Annotated in this window: 23 protein-coding genes and 2 tRNA genes; 5 read left to right on the plus strand and 20 right to left on the minus strand. The window is 68.7% G+C overall.

The genetic code is table 11. The features are described from left to right. Positions 1 to 101: 101 nt before the first annotated feature. From G6048_RS05430 to pgsA, 5 genes are all read right to left on the minus strand, one after another. A complete protein-coding gene (locus G6048_RS05430; protein WP_165338295.1) occupies positions 102 to 644 on the minus strand; it encodes a LemA family protein in 543 nt (180 codons plus the stop codon). A 70-nt stretch (positions 645 to 714) separates the two neighbouring features. Continuing rightward, positions 715 to 1,002, minus strand: coding sequence for a hypothetical protein (locus G6048_RS05435; RefSeq protein WP_165338296.1), 288 nt, complete (start codon positions 1,000 to 1,002; stop codon positions 715 to 717). A gap of 36 nt (positions 1,003 to 1,038) precedes the next feature. Beyond that, positions 1,039 to 2,199, minus strand: coding sequence for a glycosyltransferase family 4 protein (locus G6048_RS05440; protein WP_165338297.1), 1,161 nt, complete (start codon positions 2,197 to 2,199; stop codon positions 1,039 to 1,041). Then, the gene (locus G6048_RS05445; protein ID WP_165338298.1) at positions 2,196 to 3,119 is read right to left on the minus strand and encodes a phosphatidylinositol mannoside acyltransferase; all 924 of its coding nucleotides are present in this window, start codon (positions 3,117 to 3,119) and stop codon (positions 2,196 to 2,198) included. The genes G6048_RS05440 and G6048_RS05445 overlap by 4 nt, the downstream gene beginning before the upstream one ends. Further along, entirely contained in the window at positions 3,116 to 3,946 is an 831-nt protein-coding gene (pgsA, locus tag G6048_RS05450; protein WP_235989498.1) for a phosphatidylinositol phosphate synthase, read from the minus strand. Before pgsA ends, G6048_RS05445 begins: the two co-directional genes overlap by 4 nt. Before the next feature lie 195 nt (positions 3,947 to 4,141). On the opposite strand from pgsA, the gene G6048_RS05455 reads away from it, so the two are divergent. Then, positions 4,142 to 6,340 carry an elongation factor G-like protein EF-G2 gene (locus G6048_RS05455; protein ID WP_165338299.1) on the plus strand — a complete coding sequence of 733 codons (2,199 nt, stop codon included), beginning with the start codon at positions 4,142 to 4,144 and terminating at the stop codon, positions 6,338 to 6,340. A gap of 170 nt (positions 6,341 to 6,510) precedes the next feature. Further along, complete coding sequence (locus G6048_RS05460; protein WP_165338300.1) at positions 6,511 to 8,172, plus strand: cytochrome d ubiquinol oxidase subunit II; 1,662 nt, start codon at positions 6,511 to 6,513, stop codon at positions 8,170 to 8,172. A 65-nt stretch (positions 8,173 to 8,237) separates the two neighbouring features. On the opposite strand, the gene G6048_RS05465 is transcribed toward G6048_RS05460, so the two are convergent. The 4 genes from G6048_RS05465 to G6048_RS05480 all read right to left on the minus strand — a co-directional run bounded on the left by G6048_RS05465 (position 8,238) and on the right by G6048_RS05480 (position 12,770). Then, positions 8,238 to 8,801: an HIT family protein gene (locus tag G6048_RS05465; protein ID WP_165338301.1), complete on the minus strand. Its 564-nt coding sequence runs from the start codon at positions 8,799 to 8,801 to the stop codon at positions 8,238 to 8,240. Positions 8,802 to 8,877: 76 nt separating this feature from the next. Next, a complete protein-coding gene (gene thrS / locus G6048_RS05470; RefSeq protein ID WP_165338302.1) occupies positions 8,878 to 10,854 on the minus strand; it encodes a threonine--tRNA ligase in 1,977 nt (658 codons plus the stop codon). Between the two features lie 120 nt (positions 10,855 to 10,974). Beyond that, entirely contained in the window at positions 10,975 to 12,207 is a 1,233-nt protein-coding gene (locus G6048_RS05475; protein ID WP_165338303.1) for a hypothetical protein, read from the minus strand. Beyond that, positions 12,204 to 12,770, minus strand: coding sequence for a DUF4365 domain-containing protein (locus G6048_RS05480; RefSeq protein ID WP_165338304.1), 567 nt, complete (start codon positions 12,768 to 12,770; stop codon positions 12,204 to 12,206). Before G6048_RS05480 ends, G6048_RS05475 begins: the two co-directional genes overlap by 4 nt. A gap of 178 nt (positions 12,771 to 12,948) precedes the next feature. On the opposite strand from G6048_RS05480, the gene G6048_RS05485 reads away from it, so the two are divergent. After that, positions 12,949 to 13,674 carry a 3'-5' exonuclease gene (locus tag G6048_RS05485; RefSeq protein ID WP_165338305.1) on the plus strand — a complete coding sequence of 242 codons (726 nt, stop codon included), beginning with the start codon at positions 12,949 to 12,951 and terminating at the stop codon, positions 13,672 to 13,674. A gap of 89 nt (positions 13,675 to 13,763) precedes the next feature. Here the strand turns inward: G6048_RS05485 and G6048_RS05490 are convergent. From G6048_RS05490 to G6048_RS05530, 9 genes are all read right to left on the minus strand, one after another. Continuing rightward, positions 13,764 to 13,835 (minus strand) — tRNA-Val (locus G6048_RS05490). Positions 13,836 to 13,874: 39 nt separating this feature from the next. After that, positions 13,875 to 14,333 (minus strand): SRPBCC family protein, encoded by a 459-nt coding sequence (locus G6048_RS05495; protein WP_165338306.1) that lies wholly within the window; start codon positions 14,331 to 14,333, stop codon positions 13,875 to 13,877. A 102-nt stretch (positions 14,334 to 14,435) separates the two neighbouring features. Further along, positions 14,436 to 17,186 carry an exo-rhamnogalacturonan lyase family protein gene (locus G6048_RS05500; protein ID WP_165338307.1) on the minus strand — a complete coding sequence of 917 codons (2,751 nt, stop codon included), beginning with the start codon at positions 17,184 to 17,186 and terminating at the stop codon, positions 14,436 to 14,438. A 92-nt stretch (positions 17,187 to 17,278) separates the two neighbouring features. Beyond that, on the minus strand, positions 17,279 to 17,878 hold the full coding sequence (locus G6048_RS05505) for a hypothetical protein (protein ID WP_165338308.1): 600 nt from the start codon (positions 17,876 to 17,878) through the stop codon (positions 17,279 to 17,281). 10 nt (positions 17,879 to 17,888) lie between these two features. Then, a complete protein-coding gene (locus G6048_RS05510) occupies positions 17,889 to 18,788 on the minus strand; it encodes a carbohydrate ABC transporter permease (protein ID WP_165338309.1) in 900 nt (299 codons plus the stop codon). Continuing rightward, entirely contained in the window at positions 18,785 to 19,786 is a 1,002-nt protein-coding gene (locus G6048_RS05515) for a carbohydrate ABC transporter permease (protein ID WP_165338310.1), read from the minus strand. The genes G6048_RS05510 and G6048_RS05515 overlap by 4 nt, the downstream gene beginning before the upstream one ends. Then, complete coding sequence (locus G6048_RS05520) at positions 19,786 to 21,075, minus strand: ABC transporter substrate-binding protein (protein ID WP_165338311.1); 1,290 nt, start codon at positions 21,073 to 21,075, stop codon at positions 19,786 to 19,788. The genes G6048_RS05515 and G6048_RS05520 overlap by 1 nt, the downstream gene beginning before the upstream one ends. A gap of 916 nt (positions 21,076 to 21,991) precedes the next feature. Next, a tRNA-Val gene (locus G6048_RS05525) sits at positions 21,992 to 22,063 on the minus strand. Positions 22,064 to 22,131: 68 nt separating this feature from the next. Continuing rightward, entirely contained in the window at positions 22,132 to 22,566 is a 435-nt protein-coding gene (locus G6048_RS05530; RefSeq protein ID WP_165338312.1) for a TIGR02611 family protein, read from the minus strand. Positions 22,567 to 22,757: 191 nt separating this feature from the next. On the opposite strand from G6048_RS05530, the gene G6048_RS05535 reads away from it, so the two are divergent. Together G6048_RS05535 and G6048_RS05540 are read left to right on the plus strand one after the other, a co-directional pair. Beyond that, complete coding sequence (locus tag G6048_RS05535; RefSeq protein WP_003959770.1) at positions 22,758 to 23,171, plus strand: SsgA family sporulation/cell division regulator; 414 nt, start codon at positions 22,758 to 22,760, stop codon at positions 23,169 to 23,171. A gap of 370 nt (positions 23,172 to 23,541) precedes the next feature. Further along, positions 23,542 to 24,099: a CGNR zinc finger domain-containing protein gene (locus tag G6048_RS05540; protein ID WP_165338313.1), complete on the plus strand. Its 558-nt coding sequence runs from the start codon at positions 23,542 to 23,544 to the stop codon at positions 24,097 to 24,099. A gap of 41 nt (positions 24,100 to 24,140) precedes the next feature. On the opposite strand, the gene G6048_RS05545 is transcribed toward G6048_RS05540, so the two are convergent. Together G6048_RS05545 and G6048_RS05550 are read right to left on the minus strand one after the other, a co-directional pair. Next, complete coding sequence (locus G6048_RS05545; protein ID WP_010988207.1) at positions 24,141 to 24,293, minus strand: hypothetical protein; 153 nt, start codon at positions 24,291 to 24,293, stop codon at positions 24,141 to 24,143. A gap of 245 nt (positions 24,294 to 24,538) precedes the next feature. Beyond that, entirely contained in the window at positions 24,539 to 24,994 is a 456-nt protein-coding gene (locus G6048_RS05550) for a hypothetical protein (protein WP_165338369.1), read from the minus strand. Between the last annotated feature and the right edge of the window lie 215 nt (positions 24,995 to 25,209).

Genomic DNA, 25,209 nt, shown 5'->3' on the forward strand with positions numbered 1-25,209 from the left:
TCCCATACCGGGGCCAGCCCCCAGTGGGGTCCGGGGCTGGCCCCGGTATGGGACGGGTAAGGGCGGCGGGGGCGAACCCCAGGTCCCCAGCCCGCCCGCGCCTAGCCCGAGCGATCGGCCAAGGCCGTCGGCGGCTCGTCGTCCATTTCGAAGGCCAGCGGGAACGGCGCGTGCCCGGCCAGCCGGAACCAGCGGACCTTGCGATGGCGGCGCAGGGCGCGAGCGGCGCGTACGGCGTCGTTGTGGAAGCGGCGGGCCATCGGCACACGCCGTACCGCCTGGGCGAGTTCGACGGCGGCCGCCTCACCGCCGGGGGCCTCGCGTACCGCCTCGACCTGCTGTGCCTCCCCGAAGACGGCCCGCAGGGCCTGGCTGAGGTCGCTCTCGGCGACCTCCCGTTGCTCCTCCTCGGCCTGCCGCGCCGCGTGCGCCGCTTCGTAGAGCACGATCGAGGCGGCCGGATCGAGCACTCCGGAGGTGGCCAGTTCCTGTGCGACCGACGCACGCCTCAGGAGTTGCGCGTCGAGAGCGGCGCGCGCGGCGTCGATCCGGGCGTGCAGCCGGTCGAGTCGGCCCGCGGTCCAGCTCAAGTAGAGGCCGATCGCCACAAGGGCGACCACGATCCAGATCAGGGTGGAGGTCACGGGCGCACAGGCTACCCGTGCGTGACGAGGCCTCCGGCGCGGCCCGGGGCCGCACGCCGATCACCCTGGATCAGTCGAGTGCGGCGCCCGCCCCGACCACCGTGAAGCGCATGGTGATCGTGTCCTGGGGCACGGCCTCCACGAGGCAGCCCAGCCTCTCCCCGATCATCTCCGCCACCGCGTACAGCCGGATGCGCTCCTCCGGGGTGTGAGCCGGATACGTCGCCCATCCCTGACGGGCCACCTGCGCGCCGATCTCGGTGGCGAACACCGACCGGGCCCGCTGCTCCTCCTCGGCCGTCAGAGGCGTCCTGACGCCCTCCTGCGGCACCTCCCGCACGTTGCGCAGTTCCCGCACCAGACGCCCCTCTCAGTCCCGTCCTCAGGCCCGTTCTCAGTCCCGTGCCAGCCCGAACCGCGCCCGCAGCCCGCTGCGTTCATCGGCGGCGACCGCGGCGGCCCCGTCCGTGACCGTCTCGTACACGGAGAGGATGTCCGCCCCGACCGTCGACCAGTCGAAGCGCCGCACATGCGCGCTGCCCCGTTTACGCAGCTCCGCGCGGCGGCCGGAGTCGGCGAGCAGCCGTACCGCGGAGGCCGCCAGCGCGTCGGCGTCCTCGTTGGCGAACAGTTCGCCCGCCGCGCCCTGGTCGAGGACCTGCGCGAAGGCGTCGAGGTCGGAGGCGAGAACGGGCGCGCCCGCCGACATGGCCTCCACGAGGATGATCCCGAAGCTCTCCCCGCCGGTGTTGGGGGCGACGTACAGGTCGACGCTGCGCAGGAACCGCGCCTTGTCCTCGTCGCTGATCATGCCGAGGAACTCGACGCGCGCACGCAGCTCCTTGGGCAGCGACTCGACGGCCTCCTTCTCGTCACCGCGACCGGCCACCAGGAGACGCGTCCCCGGCCGTTCGGCGAGGATCTTCGGAAGGGCCTTCATGAGGACCGGCAGGCCCTTGCGGGGCTCGTCGATGCGGCCGATGAAGCCGATCGTCTCCCCCTGCCACTCGGCCTTGGGCTCGGCCTTCTTGAAGAAACCGACGTCGACGCCGTTCGGGATGACGACCGCGTCGCCGCCCAGGTGCTCGACGAGCGTGCGCCGCGCATACTCGCTCACGGCGATTCGCGCGCTGATCTTCTCGAGGGCCGCCTGGAGGATCGAGTACGCGGCGACCATCGCCCGGGAGCGCGGGTTGGACGTGTGGAAGGTCGCGACGATGGGACCCTGCGCTGCCCAGCAGGCCAGGAGGCCGAGTGACGGCGAGGCCGGCTCATGGATGTGGATCACGTCGAACGTGCCGTCGTGCAGCCAGCGCCTGACCCTCGCCGCCGACAGGAAGCCGAAGTTGAGCCGGGCCACCGACCCGTTGTACGGCACCGGAACCGCGCGGCCCGCCGACACGACGTACGGCGGCAGTGGGGTCTCGTCGTCCGCGGGGGCGAGTACGGACACCTCGTGCCCGAGGCGGATGAGGTGCTCGGCCAGATCGCGGATGTGGAACTGGACGCCGCCGGGGACGTCCCAGGAGTACGGGCAGACGATGCCGATCCTCACGGGCGCTCCCCGTCGGACGGCTCGGGGCGGGGTTCCAGGTCAGCGAGCCACAAGCGCTGGAGCATGTGCCAGTCCTCCGGATGGTCGGCGATACCCGTGGCGAAGGCGTCTGCCAGCGCCTGCGTCATGACAGACGTCTTCTCGGCCCGGGTACCTGTCTCGGGGACATCAACCGGAGGATGCACTCGGCCCTTCATCACGGGCGAGTCGTCGAACCAGAGCGTCACAGGCAGCAGCAGGGCGCCGGTCTGCTGGGCGAGCAGCGCCGGGCCGGCCGGCATCCGCGTCGTCTCGCCGAAGAACTTCACCTCTACTCCGGAGGCGGACAGATCACGGTCCGCGACCAGGCAGACCAGGCCGCCGTCGCGCAGCCGGCGTGCCAGTGTGCCGAACACGGACGCGTCGTGGGCGAGCACCTCCATGCCGAGGCCCTCGCGATAGGCGACGAAACGGTCGTACAGGGTCTCCGGTTTGAGCCGCTCGGCGACCGTGGTGAAAGGAGTCTCCAGTTTGGTGGTGACCCAGGCGCCGGCGAGGTCCCAGTTGCCCAGGTGCGGCAATGCGAGGACGACGCCCTTGCCGGCTGCGAGCCCGTCGGTCAGGTAGTGCAGGTCCTGGGCGGCGAAGCCGCTCGCGATGCGTTCCCGGCTCCAGGCGGGCAGCCTGAAGGACTCCATCCAGTAGCGCAGATACGAGCGCATGCCCGCCCTGGAGAGCTCGCCGAGCCGCTGGGGGGTCGCGTCGGGCACCACGCGCGCGTAGTTGGATTCCAGACGGCGTACACCCTTGCCGCGCCGCTTCCAAGCGATGTCGGCGATGGTCCTGCCGAGCCGTACGGCGACGGGCTCGGGGAGCTTCTTGACGGTGCTCCAGCCCAGGGCGTACGCGCCGTCCGTCAGCCGTCCGCGTACGCCGCTCACGACGTTGCCTCGCTGCTCTGTGAGCTGGTCTTCGAGCTGCTGCGCGAGCTGCCCTGTGGGGCGCTCTCCGAACCCTGTTCCCGGCCCTGCTCCGGGCCGTTGTCCTGGCCGTCCTGCTGGCCGGCTTCCTGCCCGTTGACGGCATCCGCCTCCGCCGACTCCCTGCGCACCGTGACGACCCGCTGGATCAGCGTGACGACACTGCCGGCGGCGACGATCCACAGGGCGATGGGCAGCAGCACATGGATGCCGGGTACCCCGAAGGTCTCGAAGCCCGCAAGACCGGCCGCGACGAGCGAGATCACCAGGCGCTCGGCCCGCTCGACGAGGCCGTTGACGGCGACGGGCAGGCCGATCGATTCGCCACGGGCCTTCGTGTACGAGACCACCTGGCCGCTGGCCAGGCAGAAGATCGAGACTGCGCACAGGACGTTGTCGTCGCCGCTGCCCGCGTACCAGAGCGCGAAGCCACCGAAGATCGCGCTGTCCGCGACCCGGTCGAGGGTCGAGTCCAGGAAGGCGCCCCAGCGGCTGGAGCGGCCCATCTGGCGGGCCATGTTGCCGTCGACGAGGTCCGAGAAGACGAACAGCGTGATGACGATCGTGCCCCAGAAGAACTCCCCCCTGGGGAAGAAGACCAGCGCGCCCGCGACCACTCCCGCCGTGCCGAGGAGCGTGACCGTGTCGGGGCTGACGCCGCGGCGGATCAGAAACGCGGCGAACGGTGTGAGAACACGCGTGAAGAAAGCACGCGCGTACTTGTTCAGCATGGCCTTCCCGAGGGTCGGTGTGGCCGCGCGGCCCCTGCTGGCCACCGGCTGGCCCATCGTAGCCACGCGCGCGTGTGGGCGACGGTCGGGCACCCGTGGCGCACGATCGCGTCTGTTGTATGGACGCGCCGTAACCTGAGTGGAAAGCTCGAAAGGACCGCGGGCGTCACCGGAGCCGCCACACCGCACGCGGCACGCGGGTCCGCATGTCCGCGCCCACACATGACCTCACCGTGCACGGGAGGCAAGGCCATGGGCGACAAGGCGAACGCACACCCCGGAGCCGCCGGCAGGGCTACGGCGGCCGACCACCCCGCGTCCGTACGGAATGTGGTGCTGGTCGGCCACTCCGGATCGGGCAAGACCACACTGGTAGAAGCTCTCGCCCTCACAGCAGGGGCGGTGAACAGGGCGGGCCGCGTGGAGGACGGCGGCACCGTCTCCGACTACGACGAGATCGAGCACCGGCAGCAACGGTCGGTACAGCTCTCCCTGGTTCCCGTCGAATGGGGCGGGTGCAAGATCAATGTTCTGGACACTCCCGGATACGCCGACTTCGTCGGGGAGTTGAGGGCCGGTCTGCGAGCGGCGGACGCGGCCCTTTTCGTCGTCTCGGCCTCGGACGGGGTGGACGGCTCGACCCGCATGGTGTGGGAGGAGTGCGCGGCGGTCGGTATGCCGCGGGCCATCGTGATCACCCACCTCGAAGCGGCCAGAGCCGATTTCGACGAGATGACGCGGACCTGCGCGGAGGCCTTCGGCGCCGACGACCCGGACGCCGTACTGCCCCTGTATCTGCCGCTCCACGGAGCGCCCGGCCCCGACGGGCATGCGCCCGTGACCGGCCTCATCGGGCTGCTCTCGCAGAAGCTGTTCGACTACTCCTCCGGAGAGCGCAAGGAGTCCGAACCGGGCCCCGACCAGCTGCCGCTCCTCGAGGAGGCCCGCAACCGGCTGATCGAGGGCATCATCTCCGAGAGCGAGGACGAGACCCTCATGGACCGCTATCTCGGCGGCGAGGAGATCGACTTCAAGACGCTCGTCCAGGACCTGGAGCGGGCCGTGGCGCGCGGAGTCTTCTTCCCGGTGCTGGCCGCCGCGCCCGCCGCCGACGGCGCCCGTCAGGGCCTGGGCACGGTCGAGCTGCTGGAGCTCATCACCGGCGGCTTCCCGACGCCACTGGAGCCCGAGGCACCCACGGTCACCACTCCGGACGGCAAACCGCGCGAGATCAAGGCCTGCGACCCGGACGGGCCGCTGGTCGCCGAGGTCGTGAAGACGGCGAGCGACCCCTATGTGGGCCGGATCTCCCTCGTACGAGTCTTCTCGGGCACCCTGCGGCCCGACCAGACGGTGCACGTCTCCGGGCACGGGCTCGCTGATCGCGGGCACGAGGACCACGACGTCGACGAACGCGTCGGCGCCCTGTCCGCGCCGTTCGGCAAACAGCAGCGCACCCTCTCGCACGCCATCGCGGGCGATATGGCGTGTGTGGCCAAGCTGAACCGCGCCGAGACCGGCGACACGCTCTCGGCCAAGGACGACCCGCTGCTCATGAAGCCGTGGGAGATGCCCGACCCGCTGCTGCCGCTGGCGATCCACGCGCACAGCAAGGCGGACGAGGACAAGCTCTCGCAGGGCCTGAGCCGGCTGGTCGCCGAGGACCCCACGATGCGCCTGGAACAGAACCAGGACACCCACCAAGTGGTCCTGTGGTGCCTCGGCGAGGCCCACGCGGACGTCGCCCTGGAACGGCTGCGCAGCCGGTACGGCGTCCAGGTCGATGTCGTAGCGCACAAGGTCTCCCTACGGGAGACGTTCGCCGCCAAGTCGGCCGGGCGCGGCCGGCATGTGAAGCAGTCCGGCGGACACGGGCAGTACGCGATCTGCGAGATCGAGGTCGAACCGCTGCCCGGCGGCTCCGGCATCGAGTTCGTCGACAAGGTCGTCGGGGGCGCGGTGCCGAGGCAGTTCATCCCGTCCGTCGAGAAGGGCGTACGCGCCCAGGCCGATAAGGGTGTGGCCGCGGGCTATCCGCTCATCGACGTACGGGTCACGCTGCTCGACGGCAAGGCGCACTCGGTGGACTCCTCCGACGCCGCGTTCCAGACCGCCGGCGCGCTCGCCCTGCGCGAGGCCGCCGCCGACGCGAAGATCCATCTCCTGGAGCCGGTCGCCGAGGTGTCTGTCCTGGTCGGCGACGACTACGTGGGCGCCGTGATGAGCGATCTTTCGGGGCGGCGCGGCCGCGTCGTCGGCACCGAGCAGGCGGGCGGCGGGCGGACGCTCGTTCGAGCCGAGGTCCCCGAGATCGAGATCGACCGGTACGCGGTCGACCTGCGCTCCCTCTCGCACGGCACCGCGCGGTTCAGCCGGCGTTACGCGCGCCACGAGCCGATGCCGGCGCACATTGCGGAGAAGATCCGCGAACAGGCCCAGGACTCCCCCTAGTTGATCTCCCGTAGGGTCGGCGGACAGCTTGGGCTGTCCGCCGACGATTGTCAGTGCCGGGGGCTACTCTGAGAACCTGATCAAGACTATTGACCTGTTCAACAGGTGTGCGGAGTACGGAAGTCGGGAAAAGCCGCAGCAGCGGAGCATGGCGGCGATGGGGGCGGTCAGTGGCGGACGAGGGATTCGATTTCAGGCCCGGGGCACAGATCCCGCTTCAGGGTGCCGCGGGACAGACGGCGGCGACGTTCGCCCTGGCCTCGGCGGCGTACCGCGACGACCCCGTCGACAAGATCCTCGAAGCCAACAGCGAATGGCACAAGTCGACCGTCAAGCCGGGCCGCAAGTGGGCGACGATCTGCAAGCCGAACCTGGGCGAGGCGTTCGCCCGTGCCGTGCAGCTGAGGATGCTGGGCGGTGCGCGCAAGCCGCTCATCCAGTCGTTCGGCACGGAGCCGCAGGTCGTCGTCGAGCACTGCCTGGCGGCGAACCGCATCCGCAAGGAGCGGGACAGCTGGCTCACCGCCGTGATGGTGCTGACCGGCCTGATCTTCCTGCCCGGTCTGGTCGTCTGGCTGCTGGTCTTCCAGATCCGCCGGACGATCGACAAAACCACCGACAAGCGTGCCTCCGCCCTCGCCACCGCCCTCCTGATCGGCGTGGCCGCCCTCGCCGTGATCTTCCTGATCCGGATGCCGTTCACCGGCTTCTGGGCCTGGTACGCGCGCGCGGCGGTCGTCGCCCCCGTCCTCGGCTGGTTCTGGGCGAGGCAGATCTGCGAGCGTACGGCGCAGGACATGCGCGAGCGCTGGGCCAGTCTGCTGGCCGGCGGCGGCGTCGGCGCCAAGATCCCCGAGGCCGTGCCCGGCAGCCCCGGTGAGACCGCCGCCGAGCGGCTGCGCCAAGGGCTGGCCCGGCTCACCGCCGAGCAGCAGTCCAACTCCGTGTTCTACGCGGGCCCCAAGGGCATACTCGGCATGGGTACGCGCTGGGGCAGCTGGCATCTCGCCGAGGATCTGGTACCGAAAGACGCCGACAAGGAGATCCACCCCTTCCGCAGCTGGGACGTCATACGCTCGATCCACGACCAACTGCGCATGCTGGAGCGCGGGCCGCTCAACACCGGCGGTTTTCCCAAGCCTTCGATACGGCACTGGGTGGTCACGCCGATCGGTGAGGGCGCCAAGGAGGTGTCCCGGCCGGGGGGTACGGACGTGGACGCGTATCAGATCAAGAACCACGCCATCCAGGACATCTGCAACAAGCAGCAGTTCGGCAGCGGTGACCGGCACTACCTCGGGGTCCAATGGACGCTCTGGGACGGCCAGTTGATCATCACGATGCTGATCACCGTGACCGTGCTGCACGAGACCTTGCGGATCGAGGTCACCGGTCATGCCCTGGGGCCCGTGCACTCCCTGTTCACCTCGAAGCCCGAGGCCAAGACGAAGGAGGTCGCCAAGACGGTCAAGTTCTGGGAGACGACGGAGCGGAAGCTGCCGCTGGTCGCGACCGACGAGGTGGTACGGCTCGCAGTGCGCGCCCCCTTCACCTGGTATCCGCCGATCCTGGACTGGCTGGGCGGCAAGCTGGTCCTCCCCGAGCCCTTCGGCCTGCGCCACGCCTGGGCGGCCAAGCCATGGCGCCACCGCTTCATGGCCGACGACGCCCTGCGCGCCGCGACGCCGATCCTCCGCGTGGTCCACGCCGCGGCCATCCGCGTCCTGGACGAGAACGGCGTGAACACCGAAAAGTTCGGCACCCGCTCGGCCTTCCTGAGCACCCAGGTCCAGGACGCGGCGCCCAGCAAAGCAGACGTCTACGACGCGTAGGCCTCCGGCGGTTCAGCGGGAAAGGGGTGCCCGGAGGCAAGGGAGCCCTATAACCCTGGGCGCGGTCAGGCCGCCGCGGGCCACGCCTCCGCGAGCATCTTCCTGGTGTCCGCCAGGAGTTGAGGCAAGATCCTGGTGTGCCCGACAACGGGCATGAAGTTCGTGTCGCCACCCCACCGAGGCACAACATGCTGGTGGAGATGCGCGGCGATCCCCGCACCCGCCACCCCACCCTGGTTCATACCGATATTGAACCCATGCGCCCCCGAAGCGGAGCGCAACGCAGTCATCGCCTGCTTCGTCAGCTCCGCAAGCTCCGCGGTCTCCTCAGCGGTCAGCTCGGTGTAGTCCGCGACGTGACGATAGGGCACGACCATCAGGTGGCCACCGTTGTACGGGTACAGGTTGAGCACCGCGTAGACCTGCTCACCCCGCTTGATGACGAGCCCGTCCTCGTCGGACTTGGCCGGGATCGAGCAGAACGGGCAGCCGTCGTCGGCACCAGGGCCGCTGGGCTTGTTCTCACCCTGGATGTACGCCATCCGATGGGGCGTCCACAAGCGCTGGAACGCGTCCTGCGTCCCCACCCCGATCTGCTGCTCCGGCTCACTGGTCATGTGGTGCAGCATATGGCTTCACACACCATGCACGGCAAAGGCCCCCGGGAATCCCGGGGGCCCGAAACCCCGCGTCGGTGGGGCGCAATCACACCTGCACTCGGCGCTCCACAACATCAACAAGCTTCGCGAGCGCTTCGTCCCGCGGAATGCCGTTCTCCTGCGAGCCGTCGCGATAGCGGAACGACACAGTGTCCGCGTTCATGTCATCGTCACCCACGATGATCATGAACGGAACCTTCTGCTTCTGTGCCGTCCTGATCTTCTTCTGCATGCGATCCGAGGACGAGTCGACCTCGACCCGCAGCCCCTTCTGCTTAGCCTCGGCGGCGAACTTCTCCAGGTACTCGACGTGCGCGTCACCCACCGGGATACCGACCGCCTGCACCGGAGCCAGCCACGCCGGGAACGCACCGGCGTAGTGCTCCAGCAGCACCGCGAAGAACCGCTCGATCGAGCCGAACAACGCACGGTGGATCATGACCGGACGCTGCTTGGAACCGTCGGGCGAGGTGTACTCCAGCTCGAAGCGCTCCGGCAGGTTGAAGTCGAGCTGGATCGTCGACATCTGCCAGGTCCGGCCGATGGCATCGCGCGCCTGGACGGAGATCTTCGGCCCGTAGAAGGCGGCGCCACCCGGGTCCGGGACCAGCGGCAGTCCCTGCTTCTCAGCCACCTCCCGCAGCGTCTCGGTCGCCTCCTCCCAGGCTTCGTCCGAGCCGACGAACTTCTCAGGATCCTTGGTCGACAGCTCCAGGTAGAAGTCGGTCAGACCGTAGTCCCGCAGCAGCTCGAGGACGAAGGTGAGCAGCTTGTCGAGCTCCTCGGACATCTGCTCGCGCGTGCAGTAGATGTGCGCGTCGTCCTGGGTGAAGCCACGTGCCCGGGTCAGACCGTGCACGACGCCCGACTTCTCGTACCGGTACACCGTCCCGAACTCGAAGAGCCTGAGCGGCAGTTCACGATACGACCGCCCGCGCGCGTCGAAGATCAGGTTGTGCATCGGGCAGTTCATGGGCTTGAGGTAGTAGTCCACGCCCTCGTCGAGCTGCATGGGCGGGTACATACCGTCCGCGTACCAGTCCAGGTGCCCCGAGGTCTCGAAGAGCTTCCCCTTCGTCGCGTGCGGGGTGTAGACGAACTCGTAGCCCGCCTCCTCGTGGCGGCGCCGCGAGTAGTCCTCCATCACCCGACGGATGATGCCGCCCTTGGGGTGGAACACGGCGAGGCCGGAGCCGATCTGCTCGGGGATCGAGAAAAGGTCCAGCTCGGAGCCCAGCTTCCGGTGATCACGCTTCTCGGCCTCGGCGAGGAACTCGAGGTGCGCCTTCAGCTCGTCCTTGGACGGCCAGGCGGTGCCGTAGATGCGCTGGAGCATCGGGTTTTTCTCGCTGCCACGCCAGTACGCGGCGGCGTTGCGCATCAGCTTGAACGCCGGAATGTTCCGCGTGGTCGGCAGGTGCGGACCCCGGCAGAGGTCCTTCCAGCACAGGTCGCCGGTCTTGGCGTCGATGTTGTCGTAGATGGTCAGCTCACCCGCGCCCACCTCGACGTCCGCGCCGTCGTCCGAAGACGCCGAACCCTTCAGCCCGATGAGCTCCAGCTTGTACGGCTCCGAAGCCAGCTCCGTACGCGCTGCCTCATCCGTCACCACACGCCGCGAGAAACGCTGACCGCGCTTCTGGATCTCCTGCATCTTCTTCTCGATGGCCTTGAGATCCTCGGGCGTGAACGGCTTCTCGACGTCGAAGTCGTAGTAGAAGCCGTCCTTGACCGGCGGGCCGATGCCCAGCTTGGCCTCGGGGAAGAGCTCCTGCACGGCCTGCGCCATGACGTGCGCGGTGGAGTGGCGCAGGATGTTGAGCCCGTCCTCGGAGGAGATCTCGACGCCCTCGACGGCCTCGCCGTCCCGCACCTCGTACGCGAGGTCCTTCAGCTCGCCCTCCACCCGCGCGGCGATGATCGTGCGCTCCCCGGCGAAGAGTTCGGCGGCCGTAGTGCCCGTCGTCACCACGCGCTCTTCCCGCTCGGAATCGCGTTGGATGATCACACGGACGTCTGACACCGGTCTCTCCTGACTGAAGGGGGCGTGCGCGTCTTGTCCTGCGTACGCAATAGAAGGGATCGTACCGAGCCCGGGGCACCCCTCGCGAAAAGGTCGCCCCTCCCCCGGTCTCCGTCCCGCTCAGTCCCCGCCGCACGTCTCCTCGAAGAAGGCCGTGATCTCCGCGGTCTCCTGCAGCGACTTCATCAGCTGGTCCCGTTCAGCCTCGTCCACCTGCACGGGCGCGATCCCGGAAGCGCCGGTCAGCCGCCGGAAGCCGCCCCGGCTCTCCAGCCGCCCGTGCACCCGTACCGGCAGCCCCAGCAGATGGGCATGGCCCGCGATCCGGTACGCCTCCTCGTCGAGCGTCATCCGTACGTGCGGTATCTCGGCGCCCGCGATGACCCGCAGCCGAACCGTGCCGTCACCGCGCGGCGCCGACCTGCGCATCCGTACCACCGTGCCCGTGATCCGCACCGCCACGGACGGCTCCTCGCGCAGATAGCGGGCGCCGGCCTCGCGCAGGACGGGCAGGTCGCCGGGTGAGAACTCGACGGGCTCGGCGGGTGTCGCGCAGCCCTCGGGGACTCCGGCGGCGGGCGCCCATTCGACGGCGATCCTGGCGCCCTCGGTGCCCTTCACGAGGGTCACGAGGGCTTCCGTGAGCTCATGGCTGACGCCCGCCTCGACGGCGCTGTCGAAGGCGTCCATGCCGCCGGTGGCGCGTTGGTAGTCGATGGCCTCGCGGGCCGCGTACACCGCCTGGTGGAGCCGGACGGCGAGCGGCCTGCCCGTGGCGACCGGCACTAAGGCAGTCAGTTGCCGGCCGTCGGGCCCGGCCGAGACGAGCACGTTCCCCAGGGACGCGGCGGCGGGCCTGCGGTGGCGGGCGCCGTAGTAGCCCGCACGCGCGCATACGGCGAGGGCGCCCGCGAGGAGCATCTGGCGTGCTGCCAGGCGCAGTTGCTCCTCGACGGTCCAGGGCGTGGCGCCGACGGGTCCGGTGGGCACATCGCGTTGCCAGCGGATCTCGTCGCTGGGCACGGCGAGGCCGATCAGGACGTCGCGAGCGGAGGGCGAGCCGCTGCGTGACAGCGCGAGGAGGGCCTCGCCGAGGAGGTCGTCGCTGTCGGGGAAGGCCCGGTTCTCCGGCACGAGCAGGCTGGTGCCGGCCCCGCCGGGCCCGGGCGGGGTCCAGCGGCCGTACCGTCCGGCGGCTCCGCCGCGGCGCTGCCAGCCGTGCCGGTGCAGCAGCGCGCTGAGGACGGCGGGGTCGACCTGGTCGGGCCTGGGCGGCCGGTCCCACTGGCCGGGCGGTTCGACCGGGTGGGGCCTGGCTGGTCGTGCCGGTTCGTCGGTCGGGCGGTGCGTCACGGTCTGCCTCCCGTTCCGACTCGCGTCATGATCTCGCAGAGCGCCCGGTCATCGAAGATGCGCGAGGTCGGTATCCGCACGGTGGTCCTGCGCCGGCCGGTGATCCGGTGTCCGGCGAGATTGGTCCAGTAGCAGCAGTGCCGCAGATCGAGCCGGTCGTGGCTGGCGCGCAGCCAGTCGTCCTGGGCTCTGGGCACCAGCATCACGACCAGTATTTTGTGCACCGAGACCGGGCTGCGGGCGAGCTTCTCCAGGTGGGCGTTGTCGAGCGTGAAGGAGAAGGCCGGGCCCGGGGGGTTCGGCGGGATCTGGTACGTGCACTTGAGCTGCACCTTGATGGTGACTTCGTCGTCGACCGTGTGCCCGGGCGCGCTGTGGCTGACGTGCCAGTCGATGCCGTTGTCCGGAAAGGGCTGGGACAGGGAACAGCCCGCGGCCGCCGCGACCGCGTGCAGATAGCCGACCTGCAGTGTCTCCATGCAGGCGGTGGTGGCGAGTGTGCCGCGATGCGGTGGTGTCCGCTGAGGCAGCAGCCCGCCCTGTTCGGGCTGCGCGATGGCCATCTCCAACAGCCTTCCGAAACCGGTGAATACCCGCGACGGGCCGCTGAACTGCAAAGACCCGTATCTCTGTTGTCTCCTTCCGGCGTACGGCGCAAACAGCCCGGGTATCACCGAATCGGACAGGGGAGGGCGTGGACGGTCCGTCAACTGCCGAGGGTGAACGAGGAGTTGCGCGCGTATGACGTGCTGGTACGAGGGACCACTGGCCGCGTTCGACACCGAGACGACGGGTGTGAACGTGGAGACCGACCGGATCGTGTCGGCCGCCGTCGTCGTCCAGGACGCTCCCGGAGGCCGGCCGCGGGTGAGCCGCTGGCTGGTCAATCCGGGCGTTCCGGTGCCCGAAGGGGCAACGGCGGTCCACGGTCTGACAGAGGATCACCTGCAGCGCAACGGCCGCTGGCCGTCGCCGGTGATGGACGAGATAGTGAGGGAGCTGGCAGAGCAGAGCGCGGCGGGTCGCCCGCTCGTGGTGATGAACGCGCCGTTCGATCTGACGCTGCTCGACCGGGAGTTGCGCCGGCATCGGGCGTCGTCGCTGGACCACTGGTTCGAAACCGTGCCGCTGCGCGTGCTCGATCCCCGGGTCCTCGACAAACACCTGGACCGCTACCGCAAGGGCCGCCGTACGCTGACGGACCTGTGCGCGCACTACGGCGTGGAGCTGGCGGACGCCCATGACGCGGCGGCCGACGCACTGGCCGCGATGGATGTCGTACGGGCGGTGGGGCGCCGTTTCGCGGCCCGCCTGGAGCGGCTCTCGCCGGCCGAACTGCACACGCTGCAGGCGGTGTGGCACGCGGCGCAGGCCCGCGGCCTGGAGGCGTGGTTCGCGCGCAGCGGCACGGAGGAGGCGGTCGACCCGGCGTGGCCGCTGCGTCCGGAGCTCCCGGCGGCGGCGTAAGCGCTGGAAACTGGCCTGACGCAGGTCCGGGCACAAGGCCCTGACATGCGAAAAACCGGTCCGTCTGTGACGGACCGGCTGTCTCCGGGTGGGCGATACTGGGTTCGAACCAGTGACCTCTTCGGTGTGAACGAAGCGCTCTCCCACTGAGCTAATCGCCCGGGAACGCACTGAACCATACAGGTCGAGCGGGGTTCCCATCAAACGGGTTCATGGTGCGCGCGCAGGTACGCGGCCAGCCCGCGCCGCCCCGCCCGCATCATCAGCGCGTGGTTGGCGCGGAACGCCGGCCGCCCCGGCACGGCGAGGCGCCGCAGCAGGGGCTTGGTCACATGGACCTCCTGGTCGTAGCGGGCGCGCGTGCCTGAGCCCTCGGACGTGAGCGTCCAGCGTGCCCAGCCGTCCACGTCGCCCGTCATCGCGATCTCCAGGACCCCGGCTGCCCGGTCGCGGCGCACCTCCCGCGCCGTGAACACCAGGTCGTACGGGAGCAGCGAGCGGATCCGGATGATCCCGCTGCGGTCGTCGATCCGCGTCACCTCACGCACCTGCGGCCACCACCGGTCGTAGTTCTCAGCATCGGCCAGCACTTCATAGACGTCGTCGGCCGGGGCGGCGAGTACCCAAAGGCTGCGGAAGCGGTAGTACGTCCAGTCCATGGCCCGAGTCTGCCCACGAACCCGGTGGTTGCCTCCCGCACTCGCCGGTCGTTGCGCGCGGCGAGTGCGGGAGGGGCTGGGGGTGGTGGTGCTAGGCGACGGTCATGACGGGATCTTGTCGCCGACGAGGGCCAGGTTCTGGATCGCCGCCAGCCCGTACAGCGCCGTCGCGTTGGTGGACACCCACGCCGCCTCGCTGCCGGGCACGAGGGCCGTCGGGCCCTCGATCTTCTTGGTGGACCAGTCGGTGGACTCCTTGTAGTCCCACGTGTCACGGCTGTTGTAGAACTGCTGCCACGCGCGCGCGGCCAGCTTGTCGTCCTTCAACTGCACGGCGGCGTACGCGTCCTGCCGCGCATGGCCCTGGAAGAGCAGCAGGGAGCCGAAGTCGGAGCCGTAACGGGCCTTCTGCTCGGCCTTCGTCGCGTTGAAGTAGCGGCAGTAATCGAGCCACGCCTCCTTGAACTTCGGCATGTCGATCTGGTCGATGAGCTCGGCGTTCAGCTCGACCAGGCCGAACATCGCCGACAGGTGCGAGACGCTGACCTTGGCCTCCTTGTCGATGGCGAACTTCCCGGTGTCCAGGTCGTACAGCGCGTTGCCCTGGACGAAGCCATTGGGCTGGGCGGCGATGGTCTCCATCGTGGACAGGACGCGCGCCTTGGCCTTCTCCCACTTGGGGCCGCGCCGCTCCCACTCGGTGAGCCATGCGGAGACCAGGCCGCTCCAGTCCGTACCGAAGCCGATGGACAGGGCGTTCCTGTCCGGCTCGTACGGCTCGGTGCGGATCTTGCGGATGGGGTCGAGGACGAGGAAGGTCTCGTCGGAGTCGACGTTGGCGTGCATGAGGTCGCCGACGCGTTCGTCCGCGGTGAGGAAGTAGTAGTAGCGGCGGTAGGTGGTGTTGGCGATGCGCTGCTGCTTGGCGCTGTCCGCGTAGTGCTGGACGCCGTGGCGGGTGCCGAGGCCCGCCCACTCGCCTAGGTGGTAGACGTCGACCTCGCCGGTGTGGCGGGTCATCGCCTCGGCGAAGCGGAAGATGTCGGCGCGGCCGGAGCGCATGTACGCGAACCAGAGCCACAGGTCGGGCGAGAGCTCGGAGTTGTCCCAGGCGTAGCCGCCTACGTCGTAAGACCACTGGTGGCGGCTCGGGTCGTAGCTGTGCATGATGTCGCCGTAGTCCCAGAAGCCGTACCAACGGCGCATCTCCACCTGGTCCTTGTAGTAGGTGAAGAGGAAGTCGAGGTGGTCCTCGATCTTCGCCTTGGCGGCGATGGATCGGTCCGGCTCGGCGAACAGCTTGCCGAAGACGCCTGCCTTGATGAGCTGCTTGGGCGGGGCGGCGAGTTGCGGGGGCGTCCGTACCGCCTCCACCTGCTTGGCCATCGCCTCGGCACTCGGGGTGGACTCGTGGGCCCAGAAAAGGAGTTCGCTGGTGCGGGCGATGCCGTAGGGGGTGCCGAAGCCGGGCTCGTAGTCCTCGTAGGTGATGTTGAGGCCTTCGAGCTGTTCGGGGTACGTGTCCTGGCCCATGCCGTCGTGGTAGAAGCGCAGGTCCATGGGCTGCGCCTCGGGCGACCAGAGCCAGAGGGTGACCTCGGCCTCGTCGGTCTGGGCGTTGCGGACGTCGAGCTGGGCGGGGAACTTCTCCCAGAAGTCCCGCAGCCCGAAGGCGAATCCACCGCTCGCGCCGCCGACATACCCGAAGCCGCTCGCCCGACGGCCGCCGCCCGCGGGGATCCAGCCGTGGCCCTTCTTGGTGCGCTTGCGGACGCCGAAGCCGTCGGCCGAGAGCTGCGAGAGGGTGTAGTCGCCCCACTCGGGGATGTACTGGAGGCGCGTGGTCACCCGCTGGTCCCACGTCGACGGGTCGGGCAGCTTCTTGCCCTCGAACTGGGCCGTCCGCACGGCCGCCCCCGGGTCGCGCCGCAGCCCGGTGATGCCCTTGACCGCCTCGCGCAGCAGACCGGTGCCCTCGCCGCCGATGCGGATGTGCCGGTCGTACGCGGCGTCCCGCATCGGCACCTTGAAGCGCACACCGATGCCGCGGATGAAGTCGCCGCTCGCCTTGCCGGGTTCCTGCTTCCCGTCGAACGTGATCGTGTGCACCATGCGGAACGACTCGGCGCCCGCGTAGAAGTAGAGCCGGACCGAGAACGGCAGCCAACTCCGGCCGCCCTTACGGTGCTTACCGTCGATGCGGACTACGGCACGTACCGGCCCGTCCTGCTCGACCTCCACCTCGCCGATGACGCTCTCGAACCGCTCGTACTTCTCCGCGCCCTGGTCGCCGTCCTCGATCTCGGGCTGGCGCAGCAGTACGAGCCGGCCGTCCTTGGCGATCTCGGTGGAGCCGCGGGTGACGGACTTGACGAGCGTGGAGCCGCTCTTGCCGATCTTCGCGGTGATGACGCCGGTCGATATGTCGATGGTGCCGCCGCTCTTGTCGACGGTGACCTTCTTCTCGGGGGCCGCGGCCGCACCGGCGGCGAGCGTCAGCTTCCCGGCGCCGACTCCGGCCCCGACCGCATGCGCGGTCCACTTCAGCGAGCCGTCCGGCCAGTAGCCGATGGGCCAGGACTGGACCGGCACCTCCTTGCCGTCGGCGTCCTTCAGCGCGAACGTCTGGTCCTTCTCGTACGCGCCCTTCGGCCAGGGCACGCCCACGGTGGAGCCGGGAGCGGCGCCGAGGCCGCCCTTCTCCAGCCAGTCCAGGGTCACCGGGTCGGCGTCGCCCGGCTCGGCTCTAGGTGCGGCGTGCGCGCCCTGGGTGCCCAAGGCCCAGCTGAACTGAGCGGCGGCACCGGCGACTGCGGCGGCCTTGAGGAGGGACCTGCGGGGGATGGAAGCCATGAGATGCAGCCTTTCCTTTCCGTGCGGGGAAGTCAGGGGCATGACAGAGGGAGGTACGACGCCGGCGCCGACCTTGCTTGAGGTGCGGCCGGTCAGCGGCGCCGGTCGCGCGCCTCCACGGCGAGGGCCGCCGCCGCGACGGCCCCCAGGACGGGGATCGCCAGCGGCGCGACGAACCAGGCGGAGTAGGCCACCATGACCAGTCCGCCGACGAGCAGAAAGGACCCGGCAGGGTCGAGTACAGTGCGGCGTCCGGCGGCCCCGAGCAGCGCCCGCCACGACGCCCCGGGCTCCCAGGCGGCCGCCGCCCGCATCCCGGCGACGACCAGTCCGAACAGGGCGAACAGCCCGACGGCGCCGACGAACGGCCCGCCGGGGATCCCGGCCCGTACGGCCTGCACATCCACCCAGACCGCGAAGGCCGCGACCCAGCCGGCGACGCCGACGAGCCACCCGCGGCGCACGGCCGCCCGGAAGTCGGCGACGAACTCCCGCCAGCCGCCGCCCTGATGCTCCGTACGCCGTCGCAGATGCCGCGCTCCGGCAGCGAACGCGGCAGGGTAGGTGACCAGGGGCAGCGAGGCCACCGCGATCCATACGCCCGTCAGCAGACACTCGGCGAAGAGCGCGAACCGCTCGGCGAAGACGGACTCCCGTGGCGCACCGCGTGTCTTGGCAGATGCCTGGCTCATCCTGCGCACCTCAGCCCTTCAGACCCGACGTCGCCATGCCGTCGATCAAGTAGCGCTGGAAGGCCATGAAGAACGCGAGCACCGGCAGCAGGGCGACCAGCGACATGGCGATCATGCCGCCGTAGTTCGCAAGGCCTTCCTGGTCGACGAACATCTTCAGGCCGAGCGAGACCGTGTACTTGTCGGGCTCGTTGAGGTAGATCAGCGGACCCATGAAGTCGTTCCAGGAGTTGATGAAAGTGAAGATCGCGCTGGTGATCAGTGCCGGGCGGCACAGCGGGAGCACGATCGACCAGTAGATGCGCAGGTGGCCGCAGCCGTCGAGGCGGGCCGCCTCGTCGAGTTCCTTGGGCAGGTTGCGCATGAACTGCACCATCAGGAAGACGAAGAACGCCTCGATGGCGAGGTACTTGCCGAGCAGGAGCGGGGTGTATGTGTTGATCATGTTCATGTTGCGGAACAGCACGTACTGCGGGATGAGCAGCACGTGGTACGGCAGCAGGAGCGTGCCGATCATCAGCGTGAACATCAGGTTGCGGCCCGCGAACTTGATCTTCGCGAAGGCGTACGCCGTCAGCGAGCACGAGATCACGATCCCGATCACCGAACCGACCGCGAGGAAAAGCGAGTTGAGGAAGAACGTGGAGATCGAGATGTCCGCGATGCCCTCGGTGAGGCCGGTGTAATTGGAGATGATCGGGGAGCCGGGGAAAAGGTCCAGGCTGCCGACGATGTCTTCGCTCTTCTTGAAGGATCCGCCGATGACCCAGATCACCGGGTAGAGGATGACCGCGAGGATCGCCAGGGACCCGATGTGCCAGGCGAGGGAACCGGGAAGCCTGCGCCGGAAGTTGCCCGCCTTCGTCGACTGCCCCTGAGTCGGCGTGATCTCTGTGACCTGCGCGCTCATGAGGCGCCCTCCTCGTAGTGCACCCAGCGCTTCTGGGACCAGAACAGCACCGCCGTCACCAGGGCGACCGCGACCAGCAGCATCCAGGCCATGGCGGAGGCCAGGCCCATCCGGCTGTTCTCGAAGCCCTGGACGTAGAGGTAGCAGGTGTAGACCATCGAACCGTCCGCGGGACCACAGGCGTTGCCTCCGGCTCCGCCGCCGACGATGTACGCCGAGCTGAAGATCTGGAAGGAGTGGATGGTCTCCAGAAGGACGTTGAAGAAGAGGACCGGGGAAATCATCGGCAGCGTGATGTTCCAGAACCGCCGCAGCTTGCCCGCTCCGTCGACCTCGGCCGCTTCGTACAACTCCTGTGGGACCTGCTTGAGGCCGGCCAGGAAGATGACCATGGGGGCGCCGAACTGCCACACGGTGAGCGCCACCAGACTGTAGATGATCAGGTCTGGGTCGCCGGTCCAGCCGCCGACGTTCACGCCGAAGATCTTCTGCGTACGGTCGACGATCGCGTCGTCCGAGAAGATCGCCTTCCAGACGATGGCGATGGAGACACTCGCCCCGATCAACGACGGCGCGTAGAACGCGGCCCGGTAGAAGGCCTGTCCGCGCCGCTTCTGGGCCAGGAGCAGGGCCACACCGAGGGCGAGGAGCAGCTTGAGCGGCGTACCGACGATGACGTACCAGATCGTCACCTGCACCGAGTGACGCCAGCGCGGGTCGCCGAACATCTCGGAGAAGTTGTCGAGGCCGATCCACTTCGGCGAGTCGAACAGGTTGTAGTCGGTGAACGCGAAATAGAGCGAGGCGACCATCGGGCCCGCTGTGAGCAGCAGGAATCCGGCGATCCAGGGGGACATGAAGAGATAGCCGGCCAGGTTCTCCCGGCGGCCCCGCCGTTTGAGTTCGGTGGGGCGCGGGGATTTCACCGGACCGTGCCGCGGCTCGGAGTCCTTGGACAGGCCCTCCATCGCAGGGGCGTGTGTCACGGTGGTTCCCATCAGCTGCTGAGAGCCGTCTTCGACTCGGTGAAGAACTGCTTGACGGCGTCGTCCACCGACCGCTTGCCCAGGCCGAGTTCCTCACCGAGGCGCAGGAATGCTGCCTCGCAGACGTCCGCGCCGCTCGGGTGCGGGGTGATGGGCTCCAGGACGCCCGCCTCGACGAGGGATTCCTCGTAGGCGGCTATCTCCTTGTTGACCGGGTCGGTCGGCTTGAAGGCGTCGTACTGGGCCTGCGTCGCGGGCACACCGCGGTCGTAGCCCATGATCTTGGCGACCTCCGGGTCGTGCACCATGAAGTCGATGAACTGGGCGACTTCCTTGGGGTGCTGGGTGCGCTTGGAGGCGCTGAGCATGAGAGAGCCGAGGTACTGGCCGGTCTTCTTGCCGTCCGTGGTCGGGATGGGCGCCAGGCCGTATTCGCTCTTGCCCTCGGAGGTGTAGCGGACGGTGAAGTTGTCCCAGGTGAACTCACCGCCCGAGAGCTCGGCGGCGACCGCCGACTTGGGCTTGATCTGGGCGATCTTCTTCTGGTTGGCGTAGATGCCGTCGTCGACTGCCTTCTTGGCCTTGGTCCACCATTCCTTCAGGTCAGCTTCCGTGAACCCGAGCCCATCCTCCGTGAAGAACGCCTTCCCGTTCTGGCGGAGGTAGAGGTCATAGAGGTACATGACGTTGTACGGGCCGGTGTCACCGGCACGCCCCGCCTTGTCGCGGATCTTCTTCATCGCCGCGTCGAAGTCATCCCAGGTCCAGCCCTGCTCCGGCGTCACGCCGGCCTTGGTGTAGACGGGCTTGTCGATGACCAGGGCCATCGAGTTGGAGCCGACCGGAACACCGAGCAGCTTGCCGTCGATCTCGCCGAATTTCTCCAGGCCGGCGCGGAAACCGTCCATGGAGAGGTTGCCCGCCTTGACCTGCTCGCTGAGATCGAGCAGCACATTCTTCGCGTCGTATTTGCGCAGGAATCCGATGGCGTTCTGGAAGACATCGGGCGGATTTCCGCCGGAAGCCTGGGTATTGAACTTCTTCCAGAAGTCCGGGTAAACCTGGAAGTCCGTTTTCACCTTGATCTTCGGGTACTTCTTTTCGAAGAGCTTGACGGTCTCGTTGATCCGCTTGGCTCGGTCTTCAGCGCCCCACCACGCGTAACGGATCGTCACCGTCCCGTCTCCGGAGCCGCTGCCGCCCCCACAGGCCGTCGCCGTGGCCCCCAGCCCCAGCGCGGCCAGCGAGGCTCCCCCCGCCTTAAGGATCGTTCGCCTCTCAACATTTCTGTCCTGCTGCATGATCGAGCCTCCCCGCGACGATGCGTCCGCCCCATGAATCGTTTCAAGTAAGCGCTTGCCGCCACAAGTTACGGAGGCCCTCCGGGCGCGTCAATGACCCGGACAGGAATTGATGTGACCGGGGGCGCTCGCGTGACTGCGTGAACGGGGCTGAGGGAGCAGGGGCGTTGGGCGACGGTGCAGGTGGGGTGGGTGGAGTCGACCGGTCGAACGGCGGGCGACTTGCGGAAGTTGGGGTCCATGGGGAGGGATGTTCTGGGCGCGGTCGGCGAGTTGACGGGTCGTCGAGAAGGGGCGAGGAGGATGCCGGGGCAGGCGGCCGCGCGTGGGCGAGCAGGCACTCGGTGCACTGGCGGACGGGTCTGCGCAGCCGCATTGGGCCGGCTGTCCGTGGGACGGGGAGCCCGTACGCCACGGCCGGGGCCGATGCGTCGGTCCGGGCCGCACAGCAGGCCCTGGCGGCGACGAGGGCCAACGCGAGCCACATCGTGGGCTCCGGGCGATGGAGCCCACGGCGCACGCCCAAGTGCTGCTCGGGCGGATCAAGGGCGGGAGCCGTAGGGCCTGGTCAGGGGCTTGCGGGACGGCGTGACCGGGGATCGTTCGCCGAGTTCGCCGCCACATCGCCGCCTCGGGCGACGTCAGGACCGTACGAGCTGGGCTGTGACTGCTGAGCACTCCGCTGGAAATGCCACTCGCAGCCGCGGGTCCGTATGGATGCCGGTCACTCCCCCAGGCTCGGCTTCGCTAAAGCGGGTGACCCCATGAGCGGGGTCCCTCCCGGCATCCGGAAGAACGTACGCAGCTGCGCGAGCCCCCGCCGCGTCCTGCGCTGCCCAGCGCGGCGAAGCGGCGCAAAAACGGCGAGGGCGACCCGGTCCGCGCCTTCCGCAGACATGGGTCGCCCTCGCATTCGTGGGCGATACTGGGATCGAACCAGTGACCTCTTCGGTGTGAACGAAGCGCTCTCCCGCTGAGCTAATCGCCCGGACGTAGGAAAACATTACCCCATGTCAAGGGGTGCTTCCGACCGCCCGACGAGCACGCGGAGCGCCGCTACTCCTTGATCTTCCACGGCATCGCGAAGCCGAACCGATAGAGGTAGATCCCGGCCAGCACTCCGACGATGACCAGACCGATCGTCGTCAGGATGATGTTGCGTCTGCGCACCTTGGGATCGAGCGCACGCTGTGTCGCTTCGGTGACCTTGCGCTTCGTCCAGCGGAGCACCAGCTGCGCCCACACGAACTCGGTGGCCCAGATCGCCATGCCGGCGAAGATCACCAGCCAGCCCGGCCCGGGCAGCGGCAGCATGATCACGCCGGCCACCACGACCGCGAGGCCCACCACGAACACGCCCACCTGCCAGCTCAGGTGCAGCATGCGTCGCGCCTTGATGAATTCCGGCGCACGGGAACCAAGCGCCGGCTCGCCCTTCGTCTCATCGGCCGCCACGACGGCCTCCCCCGTTTCGTCACTCCCCGTATTCATACGGCCAAACCCTACCGGACAGAATCCAGTCACTGGAATGGTCGTAGTCGACGAACGCGCACTCGGCCGGATGAGCTACCTAAAGACACCCAAAACACTCAGAGGGGTTTACAACGGCACCGTAGGTGGCATGTCGATTTCGCCGACGTGCGAATCCCCGAGCGCACACTGAGCGAAAGGCCCTGGCGCTTATGAACACCACGGTCAGCTGCGAGCTGCACCTGCGCCTCGTTGTGTCGAGCGAGTCCTCACTGCCTGTTCCCGCAGGACTGCGGTATGACACGGCCGATCCCTACGCCGTGCACGCCACCTTCCACACCGGAGCCGAGGAAACCGTCGAGTGGGTGTTCGCCCGCGATCTCCTCGCCGAGGGACTGCACCGGCCCACCGGCACGGGCGACGTCCGTGTCTGGCCGTCCCGCAGTCACGGTCAGGGCGTCGTCTGCATCGCCCTGAGCTCCCCGGAGGGCGAGGCTCTGCTCGAGGCCCCGGCGCGGGCCCTGGAGTCGTTCCTGAAGCGGACGGACGCCGCCGTCCCCCCGGGCACGGAGCACCGCCATTTCGATCTCGACACGGAGCTCTCGCACATCCTGGCCGAGAGCTAGGACGAGGTTCCGCACAAGCCGCCCGGCGCCGTCCACTCGGGGAGACGGCACGGGCCCATACAGCTCCATACGGTATACATCGACGCCGTCGCCGCGGATTCCGCGGAGGCGGCGTCTACGCACGTGCGCCGAGGCATGGGCCAGCCGTGCATACATTGCGTACTGCAAGTGCGCCTCAACGCTTGAGTGCCCCCGGGCCGCGATCAAACGTACGCTCGACACCAGACACGGCACCGACATCGCGGGTTTCCGTCGGCTCCGCCCATCCGGACGCTCGGCGTGGACGGCGCCGGATTCCCCGTCTCACGGAGCCGCTAGCATCGGCCAGCATCGGCGGGCGCCCGCCCGACCCCAGGCCAGGGAGCGAAACGTGCTGATCACCCACGACACCCGGTGCGCCCTCGACATCGTGGTCGATCTGGTGAACACCGCACCGGAGGACGACACGGCGGACGGGCTCGCGAGCGTCGCGGATCTGGACACGTTCGTACACAAGCACGACATCAGCGAAGTCGGGTCACTGTCCGAGCTGGATCTCGCGGCCGTACGGAAGATCCGCGGCCGGTTCTGCGGGATCTTCGCGGCACCCGATGCTCGGGCCTCCGCCGTGCTGATCAACGAGCTGGTCGCCGCGGCCGGCACCACGCCACGGCTCACCGATCACGACGGCTACGACTGGCATGTGCACTACTTCGCACCCGGTGCGTCCGTCGCGGATCACCTCGCCGCCGACTGCGGGATGGCGCTGGCGTTCTTCGTGGTGGCCGGTGAACAGGACAGATTGCGACGCTGCGAGGCGCCCGACTGCCGGCACGCCTTCGTGGACCTCTCCCGCAACCGCTCCCGCCGCTACTGCGACAGCCGGACCTGCGGAAACCGTCTGCATGTGGCCGCCTACCGCGCTCGGCGCAAGGAGGCGGCGGGCTGACGGAGTCCTCGGCGGGTGACGCCAGGGACTCCGCGTACGGCTCAGAGCAGCAGCAGATCGTGCAGCGAAGCCATGAGCAGCAGACAGCCGATCACCGCAAGGAAGATCATCAGCGGTGGCTGGGAAAGTGCGAAGAGACAACCTCGCCGCTCCTCTGGAGGCGCAGCGGTGTCGCTCTGTGTTGTGTCCAGCATCTCGCGGGCGATGATGACGCAGCCGAGACCCTCGACGCGATCAACACGCCCGAAAAATGGGGGAGTTAGGCGAAATCCGTGATGTGACGGTCCAGTATCTGGGATAGACCTCTCCGGCGTGTCCGGGATGGACGGCTCCGGCACGAATTCCGGAGCGGATCGCTCCCCTGACCGCCTGGCTCAACGCGGCCCGCTGCGTCGGCTCACTGTGTCGTTTCAGAGCGGCATATGCCGTGCTCACGACGTCATATGCCGTGCTTCTTCAGGATGGCTTCGATGTCGCTGAAGTCGTCCCCCGACTCGGCGGCGCGAGGCTTGGCCTTGCTCTTTGACTCGGGACGGGTCGCCGGGCTCTTCGCCGGGCCCAGCGAGGGCGCGGAGGCCGAGGGCGCCACCGCCTCGCGCTGCGCGGCCCGGGCCGCTCTGCGCTCCTTGCGGGTCCCGCCGCCGCGCCGCTCGACGGCCCGCGTGGTGGTGAACAGCAGCCACGAGGCGCCGAGCACGCCGAAGCCCGCCCAGGCCACCGGGCTGAATGCGGTGTCGGCCACCCATTCGACGGCCCCGGTCATCACCAGGCCGAGGGGCACCAACGAGTACGCGATCAGGCGAGCCGCCGCGAGGAAACGCTTGCGGTATGCGGTGACCGCGGCGATACCCAGGCCGGCCGCGGAGACGGCGGAACAGACGGTCTCGGCAATCATCCGGTCCTCCAGGGCAGGGCTCACTCGGTCATGGTCGCTTCGTCCCTTCCATCCTGCACCGCACCGTGCCCGGTATGCCATGGTCGGGGCAGACCTCAGGGACATCTCCGGGTCGGGTCCTCCTCAGGGCCCGGTCCCTCCGTACCCGCGAGAGGGCCCCGTAGAGGCTCCCCGGCAGCGGTTTGGGCTCCCTCGGCCGCGGCTGGGAGACTGGT

This window comes from Streptomyces ureilyticus, from assembly GCF_011045025.1.
GTDB lineage: Bacteria > Actinomycetota > Actinomycetes > Streptomycetales > Streptomycetaceae > Streptomyces > Streptomyces ureilyticus.

Bases quoted from the DNA above. Each gene is read 5' to 3' on its own strand.
- G6048_RS05510 (WP_165338309.1), bottom strand. From the start codon at position 18,788: ATGAGCGCGCAGGTCACAGAGATCACGCCGACTCAGGGGCAGTCGACG.
- G6048_RS05455 (WP_165338299.1), top strand. From the start codon at position 4,142: ATGGGCGACAAGGCGAACGCACACCCCGGAGCCGCCGGCAGGGCTACG.
- G6048_RS05500 (WP_165338307.1), bottom strand. From the start codon at position 17,186: ATGGCTTCCATCCCCCGCAGGTCCCTCCTCAAGGCCGCCGCAGTCGCC.
- G6048_RS05515 (WP_165338310.1), bottom strand. From the start codon at position 19,786: ATGGGAACCACCGTGACACACGCCCCTGCGATGGAGGGCCTGTCCAAG.
- G6048_RS05465 (WP_165338301.1), bottom strand. From the start codon at position 8,801: ATGCTGCACCACATGACCAGTGAGCCGGAGCAGCAGATCGGGGTGGGG.
- G6048_RS05545 (WP_010988207.1), bottom strand. From the start codon at position 24,293: ATGCTGGACACAACACAGAGCGACACCGCTGCGCCTCCAGAGGAGCGG.
- G6048_RS05485 (WP_165338305.1), top strand. From the start codon at position 12,949: ATGACGTGCTGGTACGAGGGACCACTGGCCGCGTTCGACACCGAGACG.
- G6048_RS05480 (WP_165338304.1), bottom strand. From the start codon at position 12,770: ATGGCCATCGCGCAGCCCGAACAGGGCGGGCTGCTGCCTCAGCGGACA.
- G6048_RS05535 (WP_003959770.1), top strand. From the start codon at position 22,758: ATGAACACCACGGTCAGCTGCGAGCTGCACCTGCGCCTCGTTGTGTCG.
- pgsA (WP_235989498.1), bottom strand. From the start codon at position 3,946: ATGGGCCAGCCGGTGGCCAGCAGGGGCCGCGCGGCCACACCGACCCTC.
- G6048_RS05505 (WP_165338308.1), bottom strand. From the start codon at position 17,878: ATGAGCCAGGCATCTGCCAAGACACGCGGTGCGCCACGGGAGTCCGTC.
- G6048_RS05495 (WP_165338306.1), bottom strand. From the start codon at position 14,333: ATGGACTGGACGTACTACCGCTTCCGCAGCCTTTGGGTACTCGCCGCC.
- G6048_RS05520 (WP_165338311.1), bottom strand. From the start codon at position 21,075: ATGCAGCAGGACAGAAATGTTGAGAGGCGAACGATCCTTAAGGCGGGG.
- G6048_RS05530 (WP_165338312.1), bottom strand. From the start codon at position 22,566: ATGAATACGGGGAGTGACGAAACGGGGGAGGCCGTCGTGGCGGCCGAT.
- G6048_RS05550 (WP_165338369.1), bottom strand. From the start codon at position 24,994: ATGATTGCCGAGACCGTCTGTTCCGCCGTCTCCGCGGCCGGCCTGGGT.